Source organism: Sphingobium sp. Leaf26, from assembly GCF_001421665.1.
Classification (GTDB): domain Bacteria; phylum Pseudomonadota; class Alphaproteobacteria; order Sphingomonadales; family Sphingomonadaceae; genus Sphingobium.
Window position 1 is genome coordinate 1 of record NZ_LMKV01000001.1, and the last position, 14357, is coordinate 14357.

Consider the following 14357-nt stretch of genomic DNA (forward strand, 5'->3'; position numbering starts at 1 on the left):
CGGCGACGCGCGCGGCAAGACGGTCGCGCTGCTGGGCCTGACCTTCAAGCCCAATACCGACGACATGCGCGATGCGCCGAGCCTTGCCATCGTGCAGGCGCTGGAGGATGCCGGCGCGAAGGTCGTCGCCTATGACCCCGAAGGCGCGGAAGTGGCGGCCCCGCTGATGCCCAAAGTCGTGATGGCCAAGGATGCCTATGAAGCCGCCGACGGCGCCGACGCGCTGGTRCTGGTCACCGAATGGGATATCTTCCGCGCCCTCGACCTCAAGCGCATCGCCGACAGCATGAACGGCAAGGCGCTCGTCGACCTGCGCAACATCTATCCCGTCGATGAGGCGCAGGCCGCTGGCTTCTCCATCTCCCGCGTCGGCGGAAAGGCCGATTGAGCGACACGCAAAAGCAGGAAGGGCGTCGAACTGACGTCCTTCCCCGGCTGCATCACTGGATGATCGCGGCCATCATTCTGTTCATGACGGGAATTGTCGTTCCCCTTTTTGCCGCCTTCATCTGAAGATCGGCGATCCGCGCCTTCAGGCGCGACGATATCCTATTACGCCTTGATCTTCCAACCGCGCTTGAGCAGCCCATAGCAGAGGCCGCCCAGCACGAGGTTGAGGCCCAGCAGCACGCTGCTGCCAACCAACACATTCACATCCGCCGCCGCGACGAACCCATAGCGGAAGCCGGAAATGATGTAGAAGAAGGGGTTGGCGTGACTGATCGCCTGGAACAGCGGCGGCAGACGGTCGATCGAATAGAAGGTGCCCGACAGCAGGGCCAGCGGACTGATCACGAAATTGGTGATCGCCGCGCCATGATCGAATTTTTCCGCCCAGATCGAGGTCAGCACACCCAGGAAGGCGATGAAGCTGGTACCGAGCAGGCCGAACCAGACGACCGCCCACAGATGCGCTGGCGTCACATGCACGCCCGGCCACAGCGCCATCGCGCCCCACAGGGCAAAACCGACGAACACCGCTCGCGTCACAGAGGAGGCGACCAGCGCGAACAGCAATTCCCCGACCGCAATCGGCGGCATCAGATAATCGACCAGCGTGCCCTGCACCTTGCCCACCATCAGCGCGAAGCTGGCATTGGCGAAACAGGCGTTGATCATGCCCATGATGATGAGGCCCGGCGCGATGAAGTCGGCGAAATGCACGGCCTCCCCACGCAGCATCACCGTCCGCCCGCTGCCGCCCAGCGCCACGATGAAGATGATGAGAAACATGAGGGTGGTGATAGCCGGCGCCCACACCGTCTGGAGTTGCACCTTCATGAAGCGGCGCACTTCCTTGGCATAAAGTGCCCATGTACCCGCCCAGTTGATGTTGCGGATCTGCGGCACACCCGGTTCGGCAAAAGGCGGCCGGACCGCAGGGGCGGGATGAATTTTTGGCTGGTCGTTCATGGTCGGATCGACTATCGGCTGGTCCGTTGTGCTGCAAGGGGGAAGATCCAAGGATTTGAACCTGTGCGGTGTGCTTCCCATATAGGAAGCCAGACGAGATTTGTGAGGAGTTTTTCATTGTCCTGGACCGACGAGCGTATCGACCAGCTCAAGGGGATGTGGGAGCGCGGCCTGACCGCCAGCCAGATCGCCGACGAACTGGGCGGGGTCAGCCGTAATGCGGTGATCGGCAAAGCCCATCGCCTGGGCCTGCAATCCCGCCCTTCACCGGTGAAGGCGAACGAGACACCCAAGAAAGCGGCCGCCCCCGCACCACGCAAGCCTGCGCCTCCCTTGGAAGCAGACCCGCCGCGTGCCGCCGCACCTGCGCCGGCCGCTCCGGTGCGCGCGCCTGCTGCTGCGCCAGCCGCACCCGCTGCCCCGGCGCCCGCCCCGGCCGCCGCTGCTGACGACGCGCCGGCTCCCACACCGCAACCCCGCATCATCTCGGTTGGCCCCGGCGGTTTCCTGCGCCAGGGTCCGGGCGACCAGCAGGCGCCGATCCCGCCTGCGCCGCCGCGCCGTCTGGTACCGGCCAAGCCGAGCGCCGAGATTGCAGACAAGACCAGCCTTCTCGACCTGACCGAACGGATCTGTAAATGGCCGATGGGTCATCCGGGCGAACCGGACTTCCATTTCTGCGGCGAAGCGGTGAACCCCGGCTTCCCCTATTGCGTCGAGCATTGCGGCCGCGCCTATCAGGCGCAATTGCCGCGCGGTACGCGCCGCCCGCCCCCGCCACTGCCCTTCGGCGGTCCGCGGGTACGCTGATCGATTCTAGCAGATAGTAAAAAGGCCCGGTTTCCTTCTTGGAAACCGGGCCTTTTTTTTGTTTCACATCAGAAGCGGAAGCTGGTCGTCACCATCACGCTTTGCGTGTCGAACTTGTCGCCACGATTGATGCTGGCGCCGCCCGATGGCGTGATGCGGAAAGGGTTGGTCGCGGGCGCCGTACCCGCGCCTACATCGACGCGATAATCGCCGACATTATAGCGGGTCCACAGATAGCGGGCACCTATCGAGAAATTGTCCGACACCTTGGCCTCGATACCGCCGCCCATGGTGTAGCCCCAGCCATCTTCCTTGCGATCGACTTCGGTAAAGCTGTTGGCCCCATTGCTGGTGCTGAAGCTGTTCTTCACCTTCGCATAGGCAAGACCACCCGTGATATAGGGCATGATACCGCCGGGCGTCGTATAGCCCAGGCGAGCGCGCAGGTTAGCGTTATAGTCGATCCGCCGGGTCATGGTATAGAAGGCCGGGGTCGTCGAATATTCAGTTACGCTGTCGCTGATATAAGCCTTGCCGGCTTCCGCGACAACGCCCGCGACGATGCTGCCGAACTGGCGATCATAGCCGACATGGCCCATCCAGCCGATCGCATCCTTGTCGCCATCGCAGCCGCGCGCCGGGGTCGATCCGCGCGCCGCACCGCCGCAGGTGCCCGGAGAAAAGGCATTGGCTCCCGCCGAGGTCCGGATCGCATCGTCATAATTGCCGTCGGCATCGGCATCGAAACGCAGATGCTCGCCACCATCCTTTTTCTGCCAGTTATAACCGAAAGAACCACCAATATAGGGACCGGTCCAATCGGCGGGGGCGCTGTCCTGCGCAACGGCCGGCATTGCCATGGCCAGCGCCAGGGTGGCGCCAAGCGGCGCGATCAGGGTCAACTTCATCGATACGTCTCCTACCTGATGCGGAGAGTCGCTCCCCACATTCCCGCCGCCAACGAACCGCTCGCCCATTTTGTTGCGGCGCACTTTGTTACATATGATTGCCGCTGTGTTCATTGTGCAACGCTTGCACCCGCCGTCCGTCCGCCTATAGCTTGCTGCATGTCCGAAGACCTGTTCGCCGCCAACACGCCCGCCACACAACAATATGACGCCTCCACCATCGAGGTGCTGGAGGGGCTGGAACCCGTCCGCCGCCGTCCCGGCATGTATATCGGCGGCACCGACGAGCGCGCGCTGCATCATCTGGCCAGCGAAGTGCTGGACAACAGCATGGACGAAGCGGTTGCGGGACATGCCACCCGGATCGAGGTGACGCTGGAGGTCGGCAACAAGTTGACCATCGTAGACAACGGCCGTGGCATGCCGATCGACGAGCATCCCAAATTTCCAGGCAAGTCGGCGCTGGAAATCATCATGACCACGCTGCATTCGGGCGGCAAGTTCGAGGGCAAGGCCTATGCGACGTCAGGCGGCCTGCATGGCGTGGGCGCCAGCGTGGTCAACGCGCTGTCGACCGAAACGATCGTTGAAGTGGCACGCAACAAGGAATTGTTCCGTCAGAGCTTTTCAAGGGGCCTGCCACAAACCGAGTTGCTGAAGATCGGCGCCGCCCCCAATCGCCGCGGCACCTCCGTCAGCTTCACCCCTGATACGGAGATTTTCGGCGAACAGAAGTTCAAGCCGGCCCGCCTTCATCGCCTGGCTCGATCCAAAGCCTATCTGTTCGCAGGCGTCGAGATCCGGTGGAAATGCGCGCCTGAACTGATCAGCGACGACACACCCGCCGAAGCCGTGTTCCAGTTCCCCGGCGGGTTGGCCGATCATCTGAAGGAACAGGTGGGCGATCGCGATTGCGCGACCAGCGTCTTCTTTTCCGGCAATCAGGATTTCCCCGGCGAAGCGGGGCGCGTCGAATGGGCCGTCGCCTGGCCGCTATGGTCGGACGGCAGTTATAGCTGGTATTGCAACACCATCCCGACCCCCGACGGAGGCACCCATGAAGCGGGCCTTCGCACTGCATTGGTAAAAGGCATCCGCGCCTTTGCCGAACTGGTGGGCCAGAAGAAGGGGAAAGATATCACCGCCGACGACATCATGACGTCATCGGAAATCATGTTGTCGGTCTTTATCCGGGAACCGCAATTCCAGAGCCAGACCAAGGACCGGCTTACCAGCCCGGACGCCGCGCGACTGGTGGAGAATGCGGTAAGAGACCATTTCGACCATTATCTGACCGATCATATGGACCGGGGCAAGGCGCTGCTCGCCTATGTGCTGGACCGGATGGACGAGCGGTTGAAACGCAAGCAGGAAAAGGAGGTCAAGCGCAAGACTGCTACCAACAGCCGCAAGCTGCGCCTGCCCGGCAAGCTGACAGATTGTTCGAATGATGATCCGGAAGGCGCTGAGATCTTTCTGGTCGAAGGCGATTCGGCGGGTGGTTCGGCCAAGCAGGCGCGCGATCGCAAGACGCAGGCGATCCTGCCCTTGCGTGGCAAGATCCTCAACGTCGCCTCAGCAAACACCGCCAAGATATTGGCGAACCAGGAAATTGCCGACATGATCCTGGCGCTGGGCTGCGGCACGCGCAAGGATTGCAACCCGGATCATCTGCGTTACGAGCGCATCGTCATCATGACCGACGCCGACGTCGATGGGGCGCATATCGCCACGCTGCTGATGACCTTCTTCTTTCAGGAAATGCCGGAACTGGTGCGGCGCGGGCATCTCTATCTGGCGCAGCCGCCGCTGTACCGTCTGGTTGCCGGTGGCAAGAGCCTGTACGCCAAGGACGACGCCCATCGCGAGGAACTGCTCCGCAAGGAGTTCAAGGGCAAGAAGGTCGATATCAGCCGCTTCAAGGGGCTGGGCGAAATGAACCCCATGCAGCTCCGCGAAACCACCATGGACCCCAAGACCCGCATGCTGATCCGCATCACCCTGCCCGACGATATCGAGGACCGGCAACAGGTCCGCGACCTGGTCGATCGGCTCATGGGCACCAACCCGGCGCACCGCTTCGCCTTCATCCAGGAGAATGCGGCCGCGGTGGATGAGGAAGCGATCGACGCATGAAGATCATCGCCGAACGGATGTAAATATGCGGCTCTGGTCGATCCTGCTCAGCCTGATCCTGACGGCACTTCCTATGCAAATATTCGCCAACACCACCTCCGCCTATCAAAGCCGCGCCGAACAATTGGTGCGCATCCTCGCCACACCCGGCGGGGAGAGCGCATTTTTCTCCACTCTATTCCTCGACGCGGTACCGGTCGATCGCTGGCGCGCCATTGCAGCCGACCTACGCAACCAGCATGGCGAGCCGCTAAGCATGGGTGCGGTACGAACCGACAGCGCGACCGCCGGACAGGTGGAAATACGGTATGAACGGGCTACTGTGGGCTTTACCATGGTGGTCGCGCCGCAAGCGCCCAATCTGGTCGTCGGCCTGCATATCGTGGGTGCCCGCACGGCCAATGACAGCCTGGACAAGATAATGGCGGAAATCGCCGCTTTGCCCGGCGCGACGGCCTTTGCGGTTGCACGACTAGGCGACGATCCACCGGTATGGCTGCACAGCCATCGCACCGACGCACAGATGGCGATCGGGTCCAGTTTCAAACTCTACATTCTGGCCGAACTGGCCCGTGCGACGTCGGCCCAAGAACGGCGATGGACCGATGTCGTACCGTTAGGTCCGAAAAGTTTTTCCGGGCGGCTGATGGGATGGCCCGACCACGCGCCGATGACCCTGCACAGTCTGGCCACGGCGATGATCGCCGAAAGCGACAATAGCGCCAGCGACACGTTACTGGCGACGGTAGGGCGGGGGAAGGTCGATGCGATGCTGGCAGCGAGCGGTCATGCGGAAGCAGACAAGGCGTTGCCGATCCTGAGCACTGCGGAGGCCTTCGCGCTGAAGATGCCGGCCAATGCCGACCTGCGGCGGCGCTATGAAGGGGCAAACCCTGCCGCTCGCCGGACGATGCTACGGGATGCGGCTGCGCGCCTGACAGCCGACAAGGTGGATGTGGGGAGTGTTGCGGAGATCCCGACGGCGATCGACAGCATCGAATGGTTTGCCTCGCCAAGGGACATGATCAGCCTGCTCGACTGGCTGCGTCGCCGTGGCGGCGAGGCGCTACCGATCCTGGCGGTCAATCCCGGCATTGCGCCGGCCGATGCGAAACGCTGGCGCTATCTGGGATATAAAGGCGGAAGCGAACCCGGCGTCATGGCGATGAATATGCTGGCGCAGGGGCACGGCGGCGCGTGGTATGCGGTGAGTGGCAGTTGGAACAATCCCGCCGCGCGGGTGGACGAAGGTCGTTTCGTTGCGCTGATGACGCGGGCTCTCAACCTGCTGACGGAATGACAGGGGCTTGCGGCGCGTCAAGCCACAGCAGTGCCTCTTCCATCGTCATGAAGACACGCACTCGGGGATGCACCAAAGTTCTTTCCGCCTGCGCCCGGTTCAACTGGCTGCCCACGACGACCGCCGTACGCCCGCTGGTGAAGGTCATACCTCCTCGCATGATGTTGGCGAGCAGGTCGGCCACGTCATTGGCCTGCACCGGAAAATCGAACGATTCGACGACGACGTTGAAATCATCGCGGATGGCGCTGGCCTGACGGGCTTTCGATCCAACCTCCGTTGCAAGTGCGACAACATCGTCCGCTGTCCAGAAACCCGCGACTTTGATGGTCAGCCGATTGTCGAAGCGATCATAATCTACGTGAAACATCAATGTCCCGACTTGCGGATGTGGCCGTGCCTTACGTACGAACCGGAAACCTCTTACGCCGTCAGCGCTTCCACCAGCGCCTTGACCTTCTTCTGTCGCCATTGGGGTAGCGGGGCGATCAGCCAGTAGGCGAGCAGGGTTGGGACGGTGTCGCCCACCTGCCGTATCCGGCCAGCCGCCAGATCAGCCTGCGCCAGCAACATCGGCACGCGGGCACGGCCAAAGCCGTTTGCCGCCGCCTCGATCGCCAGGCCGCCATCCGCGACGCGGATGATGGCCGGTTTGTCGCCCGCCGGGCAGCCGGGCCAGTCGATGCGATGATCGGGACCACCTGCCGCAGCCTCGACCGTGACATAGGCCGCTTCACCGATCTTGATGCCCTCATGTTCGCCGGCGCCATCGCTCAAACGCACGGCGATATCCAGATTGGCCTCCGTGAAATCGAGCGCCTCGTCAGCGGATATGATCTGGAAAGTCAGGTCCGACTGGCTGGCGGCATAGGTGGCGAGACGTGGCTGGAGCCACTTGGCGGTGATATCGCGCGGGGCGGCGATGGTCAGCGCGTTGCTGGACTGGCCCGCCTGCATGGCGCGAACGGCTTCTTCAAATTCGAGGAAGCCGGCGCGCAGGGCGTCGAGGCCCGCTTCGGTTTCCGGCGTCAGTTCCAGCCCCTTGGGCGTGCGGCGGAACAGGACGACGCCCAACATATCCTCCAGCGCGCGAATCTGCTGGCCCACTGCTGCTGGCGTCACCGCCAGTTCGTCGGCCGCGCGGGTGAAGGACAGGTGCCGCGCCGCCGCATCCAGCACACGCAGGCCATTCAATGGCAAATGAGTCCGCTTCATTCGGCCACCGCCGGCGCGATCAGGGCGAAATGGGGAATGGCGACCTCGAACGTCTCACCGCCCACATCGATCATGCGATAGCTGCCCTTCATCGAGCCGTTCGGCGTATTAAGGGGGCAACCCGATACATAGTCATAGCTTTTCCCCGGCTGAACCACAGGCTGTTCGCCGACCACGCCGTCGCCATCCACCATATGCTGCGCGCCGCGCCCATCGGTGATGATCCAGTGGCGGGTCAGGAGTTGCACCGGCTGGTCGCCCTGATTTTCGATGCGAATATGATAGGCCCAGAACCAGCGGCCCCGGTCCGGCTCCGACTGTTCGGGCAGGAAAGTGACCGCGGCATGAACGGTAACGTCCCGCGTGGTCGCATGAAAGGGGAAGAGCGCAAGCACCGTCATGTCTCAGAAATGCGCCCTAACCCCCTCTTTCGTCAACGCCCTATCGTACGAAGGGCCTGATCGAGATCGGCAATGACATCGTCCGCATCCTCCAGCCCGACATTGAGGCGCAGCATGTCCTCGGTAATGCCGACCTCCAGCCGCGCCGCTTCCGCCATGCCATAGTGGGTGGTGGAGGCAGGATGGGTCATGAGCGAGCGCGAATCGCCGATATTGTTGCTGATATCGACCAGTTCCAGCCCGTTGAGCAGGCCATGCGCCTCCGCCCGGCCGCCGCCGACATAGAGGGAAAAGATCGGCCCGGCGGCCTCCATCTGCCGCATCGCCAAGGTGTGTTGCGGATGGCTTTCCAGGCCAGGATACTTGACCTTCGCCACACGCCCTTCGAGGAATTTCGCGACCTTCAGCGCATTTTCGCTCTGGCGGCGGATGCGCAGGTCCAGCGTCTCCAGCCCCTTGAGCACGACCCAGGCATTGAAGGCGCTGAGCGTCGGGCCGGTATTGCGATGGAAAGGCAGCAGGACATTGTCGATCCAGTCGCGCGTGCCGCAGATGGCGCCGGCGAGCACACGGCCCTGCCCATCCATCATCTTGGTCGCGCTATAGGCGACGACATCCGCGCCGAACTCCATCGGCCGCTGGAGCGCGGGAGAGGCGAAGGCATTGTCGACGACGGTGGTGATGCCGTGCGCCTTCGCAATGGCGCAGACCGCCGCCAGATCCACGATGTCCATGGTCGGGTTGGCCGGGGTTTCGAAGAAGAAGACCTTCGTATTCGGGCGAACGGCCGCTTCCCAGGCAGCGGTGTCGCTACCGTCGATGGTCGTCGTTTCGATACCGAAGCGCGGCAGCAACGTGTCGGTCAACCAACGGCACGATCCGAAGGCGGCCTTGGCACCGACGACATGGTCACCGGCCGACAACTGACACAGCAGGGCAGCGGTCATCGCAGCCATGCCGGTGGCGGTGGCGCGGCAAGCCTCCGCGCCTTCGAGCAGCGCAATGCGCTGTTCCAGCATTTCCACGGTCGGATTCTGGAGCCGCGAATAGGTCATGCCGATCTGATCGCCGGCAAAGCGCGCCGCGGCATCCTCGGCCCGATCATAGCTGTAGCCGCTGGTCAGGAAGAGTGCTTCGGACGTCTCGCCATATTCGCTGCGGGCCGTGCCGCCGCGAATGGCCAGCGTTGCCGGCTTCCAGCGCTTCGTGATTTCCGGGTTCTGACCGCTCTTACGCTTCATATCGCTTTCCGCAATTCCACCTGCGGCGTGGCGCCGCCCAATATCTCGGCCATCTGGCTCATATCGCCATTACCGCCCGAGAGGATAACCGCAACCTTCTTACCTTGCATTCGCGCCTTTTCCTGCAAACATGCGGCCAATGCCACGGCGCCGGCGCCTTCGGCGAGATTGTGTGTGTCCTGCCAATAGATGCGAATCGCCTCCGCCACTTCATCGTCGGTGACTGAGACGAAGCGGTCGGCGCGCGGCCCGAAATAGTCGAGCGCGGCCTGAACCGGGGTGCAGACCGCCACCCCATCGGCAAAAGTATGGGCGGTGGGCGATGCGATCAGACGGCCCGCTTCGAAACTGCGCTTGGCCGCATCGACATGAGCGGAGACGACACCGACCACCTTGGTCTTCAGCCCGAGCGCGTCGCGAGCGGCAATCGTGCCGCATAGACCCGACCCGCAACCGACCGGAACGTAGACGGTGTCGAGGTCCGGCACGGCGTCGAACAGTTCCAGCCCATAGCTGGCGACCCCGCGCACCAGTTCGTCATGATAGGCGGGGACCATGAACAACCCCTGCTCTTGTGCCATGCGGATCGCCTCCGCCTTGGCGCTGTCGAAATCATGGCCATGTTCGATAAGTGTCGCGCCGAAAGCGCGCATCGCGGCATTTTTTTCGAGCGCATTTCCATGGGGGACGATGATGGTGGCGGACAGACCGGCGATCGTGGCGGCACGGACCTGCGCCTGGCCGTGATTGCCACGGGTAGCGGTAATGATGCCGGTGACGTCCGGATGCGTGCGACGTAGCCAGTCGATATAGGTAATCGCGCCCCGCACCTTGAAGGCACCGGTTGGCGTGTGGTTCTCATGCTTGACCCACAGGTTGCAACCGCTGCGCCGACCCAGGAGCGGCCAGGCATATTGCGGGGTCGGCGGCACCTGCGCATGGACCATGGCGGCGGCGGCACGGAGGGAAGCGAGGGTGAAATCGGTCATGGTCCGCCCTTATCCGCCGGATGCAGAGTAGGACAGGACCGATGCCGGCAAATTGGACCCTTCAGGCTGCCCGCAGGCTGGGGCCGGTGAAGAGCGGGTGGAGATGCTGTTCTTCCCACTCCATCCGGTCGTAGAGCGCGTTTTGCAGGACCAGCACTGCGTCGCGATATCCCGGCCAGTCCTGACCGATCTGGGCTGGCGTCCAATATTTGATATGGTCGCTGTAGCGCAGGAACAAGGCGACCACCGCCCGACCATGGTCACGCACGATGCTGTCCGCTTGCGGCGTGAGCGAGCGGCGGCGCAGCGCCGTAACCATCGCATCCTCCTGCCCCATATGTTCCCGGAACAGTTGCGAGAAACGGATGCGGCGGCGGGCGACTTCCGGTAAGTCGTCGGCATTGGCCGCCTGCATGATATACGCGAAATCGCGCATCGCCACACGCAGGTCGTTATGCCCCTGAGTCAATTCCATGTGCATTTGTGCGTCCCCATTTCCCAATTAGATCGGCATGGGGACGCAAAGCTTAAATCTTTCCGCCGTTTATGCGACGAACCGAGCGATCAGAGCACCGCCAGAACGGCATCGCCCATGTCCACCGTGTTCATCGTACCGCCCAGATCGGGCGAGCGTGCGCCATTGGCCAGCGCCTTCGCCACCGCCGTTTCGATGCGGTCGGCCTGTTCGGGCAGGTTCAGCGAGTAGCGCAGCATCATCGCAGCAGACAGGATGGTGGCCAGCGGATTGGCCTTGCCCTGACCGGCGATATCGGGCGCGGAACCGTGGATCGGCTCATACAGCCCTTGCCCACTGCCGTTCAGCGTGGCCGACGCCAGCATGCCGATCGAACCGACGCACATGCTGGCCTGATCGGAGAGGATGTCGCCGAACAGGTTGCCGGTGACGATGACGTCGAACTGGCCGGGATTGCGGACCAGTTGCATCGCGGCATTGTCCACATACATGTGGGTCAGGGCGACGTCGGGATAGTCGGCCGATACTTCGATCACCACGTCGCGCCAGAGCTGGCTGGTCTCCAGCACATTGGCCTTGTCCACCGAACAGAGCTTGCCGCGACGGGCGCGGGCGGCCTGAAAACCGGCATGGGCGATACGGCGCACTTCGGCTTCGTTGTACGACATGATGTCATAGCCTTCGCGCAGGCCATCGGCGGTCTGACGGAAGCCCTTTTCGCCGAAATAGACGTCGCCATTGGTTTCGCGGACGATCAGCAGGTCGATCGACCCGGCAACTTCGGGTTTCAATGCGCTTTCATGGGCCAGTTCCGGGAAGACCTTGGCCGGGCGCAGGTTGGAGAAGAGGCCCAGTTCCTTGCGCAGGCCCAGGATCGCCTGTTCCGGGCGCAAATGCCGTTCCAGTGAGTCGCAGTCGGGATCGCCGACCGCGCCGAACAGGACGGCGTCTGCGCGCTTCGCGATCTCCAGCGTTTCGGGCGGCAGGGGATGGCCGACCGCCTTGTACGCCGCGCCGCCGACCAGGCCGTCTTCATAGGTGATGCCGTCGATCGCCAGTGCATCCAGCACGCGCTTCGCCTGAGCGACGATTTCTGGACCGATACCGTCTCCGGGGAACAGGGCGATCAACATGGCGAGACTCCTTATATTGCGTGGCTGCCCCTTATGGAGACAGGAGGTTTCACGCAACCGCCCTTTTGAGCCGCTCGACCAGTCTTTCCCGCGCCGCCAGCACATCGGCGCGCCGGTCGGTGAGGACGGAGCGCTCCAGAAAGAAGCCGGTGAGGCGCAGGCCGTCCTCTATCTGCGTCCAGTCGCCCATGCCGCCCTCCAGCAGGAAAGGCGGCAGCGGGAGCAGGCGATTTTCATAACCCGCTGCCGCGGATCGGCTGACGGCGGCGGCGCTGCGCGGGCTGACATAGGCGAGGTCGTCCGTGTCGCCCTGCGCGGCGCAGCGGGTGAGGTCGAGGCCGAAGCCGAGTTCGGCGAGGAGCAGCAGTTCGTAGCGCACCAGCGCCACGGCCCAACCTCGCGCCGCCGGGGCTGCCTCCACCGCACCCAGCACGCCTTCCAGCGCCTGATGCAGCGCGGGATAGGGCGTGCCCTCCGGCAGGGCAGCGGCGGTCAGGGCGCAACTCCAGTCGATCGCCACGGCGGGGAGCGGTTCGGCGTGGAGCGGCGCCCGGCTGCGGATCAGTTCGACGGTCAGGCCCGCCAGTTGATCTTCCGTGCGGGCGCGGAAGTCGGCCTTCACGATATTGCCGGGCAGCAATGTCGGACGCATCGTCCGGGACCGCCCGCCCCGGACATAGCCCGGCAGCAATCCGTCGTCCGGCGTCAGCAACCGCGCAATCGCGCCATGTTCGCCATGATGGCGCACGGCGCAGACGATCGCGGTGGTGGTGAGGCTGGGCATGGGTCATGTCTCTAGTCGAGCAGCGTCTTTCTGCGAAGCTGCATCACCGATTAATCCGTTCGGGCTGAGCCTGTCGAAGCTTCATTGTCCTTCTCGGAGGCGATGGAAAAGAAGGGAAGCCCTTCGACAAACTCAGGGCGAACGGGACGAGAGGGAACCACTCATTTTCGATAGACGCTCTTCAAATTCATGAATTCGTGCAGGCCATAGGGACCGAGTTCGCGGCCATGGCCGGAGCGCTTCACGCCGCCGAAGGGGGCTTCGGGGGCGGAGGACAGCATCTGGTTGACCGCCGTCATGCCGGCCTGCACGTCGCGGATGAAGCGGGCCTGTTCGTCCGGATCGTTGGTCCACACCGAGGAACCGAGGCCGAAGGGGATGGCGTTGGCGATGGCGATCGCATCGTCGATATCGGTCGCCTTGAAAAGCATGGCGATGGGACCGAAAATCTCTTCCCCCATCAGCGCCGGGTCGGTCGGCACGTCGATCAGGATGCCCGCGTTGATATAGGCACCCGGCCCCGGCAGGGCTTCGCCACCGATCAGGGTCGCGCCGGCGGCCTTCATCTTCCATATCTGTTCCTGCACGGTGCGGCGCTGCTCCTCGCTGGAGAGCGGCCCCATGTCGGAGGCGGGATCGAGGGGATCGCCCGCCTTCACCGCAGCCATCGCCGCCGTGAAGCGCTCCAGAAAGGCGTCGTAGATGTCGGTATGCACGATCATGCGCTTGCCGCAGATGCAGGACTGGCCCGTATTCTGGATGCGCGCAGTAACGGCGTGCCTGACCGCCGCGTCGAGATCGGCCGAGGGCATGACGATGAAGGGATCGGCCCCGCCCAGTTCCAGAACGACCTTCTTGAGCGCCCTGCCCGCCTGTTCCGCCACGGCGCGGCCGGCATCCTCGCTGCCGGTGAGCGTCACCGCCGCCACGCGATCGTCGGCGATTATCGCGGCGACAGCGCCTGAGCGGATGGAAAGGTTCTGGAACAGGCCATCTGGTGCGCCGACGAGGCCCATCATCTCCTGCATCAATCCGCCGACGCCCTGCACATTGCTGGCATGTTTGAGCAGGCCGACATTGCCGGCGAGGATGCAGGGGGCCAGGAAGCGGGCGACCTGCCAATAGGGGAAATTCCACGGCATCACGGCCAGCACAGGGCCGATCGGCAGCCAGACCAGATCGGCCGTCCCGCCCGATGCCAGCGGGATAGTGCCGCCGTCCAGCATCGCCGGACCTTCCCTGGCATAGTGACGGAAGACGGCGACGCATTTGTCGACTTCGGCCAGCGCCGATTTGAGCGTCTTGCCCATTTCCAGCACCGCCATGCGGGCGAGCCGATCACGATGGTCATGATAGGCATCGGCGAGGTCGGAGAGGAGCGCGGTGCGTTCCGCGATATCCGTTTCCCGCCAGGTCGCGAACGTCGCGGTCGCCCGGTCGAGCGCGGCGTCGATCTGCGCTTCGGTCAGTTCGGCGTGGGTGGCGATCTCTTGTCCGGTGGCGGGGTTGATGCTTTTCATGATCGGCTCCGGATGGGGTGATTCTGGATTGG

General features: G+C 63.5%; 16 protein-coding genes. 5 read left to right on the forward strand and 11 right to left on the reverse strand.

Annotation, left to right across the window (positions count from 1 at the left end):
* Positions 1-388: UDP binding domain-containing protein (locus ASE85_RS00005; RefSeq protein WP_327196601.1), on the forward strand; the 388-nt coding region annotated here is incomplete at its 5' end.
* Positions 385-513 carry a hypothetical protein gene (locus tag ASE85_RS24165; RefSeq protein WP_268795109.1) on the forward strand — a complete coding sequence of 43 codons (129 nt, stop codon included), beginning with the start codon at positions 385-387 and terminating at the stop codon, positions 511-513. The genes ASE85_RS00005 and ASE85_RS24165, both read left to right, overlap by 4 nt.
* A 39-nt stretch (positions 514-552) precedes the next feature.
* On the opposite strand, the gene ASE85_RS00010 is transcribed toward ASE85_RS24165, so the two are convergent.
* Positions 553-1413 (reverse strand): ABC transporter permease, encoded by an 861-nt coding sequence (locus ASE85_RS00010; protein ID WP_056681656.1) that lies wholly within the window; start codon positions 1411-1413, stop codon positions 553-555.
* Positions 1414-1530: 117 nt separating this feature from the next.
* Here ASE85_RS00010 and ASE85_RS00015 point away from each other — a divergent pair, with 117 nt between their 5' ends.
* Positions 1531-2223, forward strand: a complete 693-nt coding sequence (locus tag ASE85_RS00015) for a GcrA family cell cycle regulator (protein ID WP_056681659.1) — start codon at positions 1531-1533, stop codon at positions 2221-2223.
* Between the two features lie 68 nt (positions 2224-2291).
* Here ASE85_RS00015 and ASE85_RS00020 read toward each other — a convergent pair whose 3' ends face one another.
* On the reverse strand, positions 2292-3131 hold the full coding sequence (locus ASE85_RS00020) for an outer membrane protein (RefSeq protein WP_056681662.1): 840 nt from the start codon (positions 3129-3131) through the stop codon (positions 2292-2294).
* 159 nt (positions 3132-3290) lie between these two features.
* Here ASE85_RS00020 and parE point away from each other — a divergent pair, with 159 nt between their 5' ends.
* The gene (gene parE / locus ASE85_RS00025; protein ID WP_056681665.1) at positions 3291-5267 is read left to right on the forward strand and encodes a DNA topoisomerase IV subunit B; all 1977 of its coding nucleotides are present in this window, start codon (positions 3291-3293) and stop codon (positions 5265-5267) included.
* A 25-nt stretch (positions 5268-5292) separates the two neighbouring features.
* A complete protein-coding gene (locus tag ASE85_RS00030; RefSeq protein ID WP_056681667.1) occupies positions 5293-6567 on the forward strand; it encodes a serine hydrolase in 1275 nt (424 codons plus the stop codon).
* Here the strand turns inward: ASE85_RS00030 and ASE85_RS00035 are convergent.
* From ASE85_RS00035 to ASE85_RS00075, 9 genes are all read right to left on the reverse strand, one after another.
* Positions 6548-6937, reverse strand: a complete 390-nt coding sequence (locus ASE85_RS00035; RefSeq protein WP_056681670.1) for a hypothetical protein — start codon at positions 6935-6937, stop codon at positions 6548-6550. The genes ASE85_RS00030 and ASE85_RS00035 overlap by 20 nt on opposite strands.
* Before the next feature lie 53 nt (positions 6938-6990).
* The gene (locus ASE85_RS00040) at positions 6991-7782 is read right to left on the reverse strand and encodes a LysR family transcriptional regulator (RefSeq protein ID WP_056681673.1); all 792 of its coding nucleotides are present in this window, start codon (positions 7780-7782) and stop codon (positions 6991-6993) included.
* Positions 7779-8177 (reverse strand): Co2+/Mg2+ efflux protein ApaG, encoded by a 399-nt coding sequence (apaG, locus tag ASE85_RS00045; RefSeq protein WP_056684077.1) that lies wholly within the window; start codon positions 8175-8177, stop codon positions 7779-7781. The genes ASE85_RS00040 and apaG overlap by 4 nt, the downstream gene beginning before the upstream one ends.
* Before the next feature lie 38 nt (positions 8178-8215).
* Positions 8216-9424: a trans-sulfuration enzyme family protein gene (locus ASE85_RS00050; RefSeq protein WP_056681675.1), complete on the reverse strand. Its 1209-nt coding sequence runs from the start codon at positions 9422-9424 to the stop codon at positions 8216-8218.
* A complete protein-coding gene (locus ASE85_RS00055; protein WP_056681677.1) occupies positions 9421-10413 on the reverse strand; it encodes a threonine dehydratase in 993 nt (330 codons plus the stop codon). Before ASE85_RS00055 ends, ASE85_RS00050 begins: the two co-directional genes overlap by 4 nt.
* A 61-nt stretch (positions 10414-10474) precedes the next feature.
* A complete protein-coding gene (locus ASE85_RS00060; protein ID WP_056681680.1) occupies positions 10475-10894 on the reverse strand; it encodes a hypothetical protein in 420 nt (139 codons plus the stop codon).
* An 83-nt stretch (positions 10895-10977) separates the two neighbouring features.
* Positions 10978-12021: a 3-isopropylmalate dehydrogenase gene (gene leuB / locus ASE85_RS00065; RefSeq protein WP_056681683.1), complete on the reverse strand. Its 1044-nt coding sequence runs from the start codon at positions 12019-12021 to the stop codon at positions 10978-10980.
* Between the two features lie 49 nt (positions 12022-12070).
* Positions 12071-12805 carry a DNA repair protein RecO gene (gene recO / locus ASE85_RS00070; RefSeq protein ID WP_056681685.1) on the reverse strand — a complete coding sequence of 245 codons (735 nt, stop codon included), beginning with the start codon at positions 12803-12805 and terminating at the stop codon, positions 12071-12073.
* A gap of 161 nt (positions 12806-12966) precedes the next feature.
* Positions 12967-14328, reverse strand: coding sequence for an NAD-dependent succinate-semialdehyde dehydrogenase (locus ASE85_RS00075; RefSeq protein WP_156358194.1), 1362 nt, complete (start codon positions 14326-14328; stop codon positions 12967-12969).
* Positions 14329-14357 lie beyond the last annotated feature (29 nt).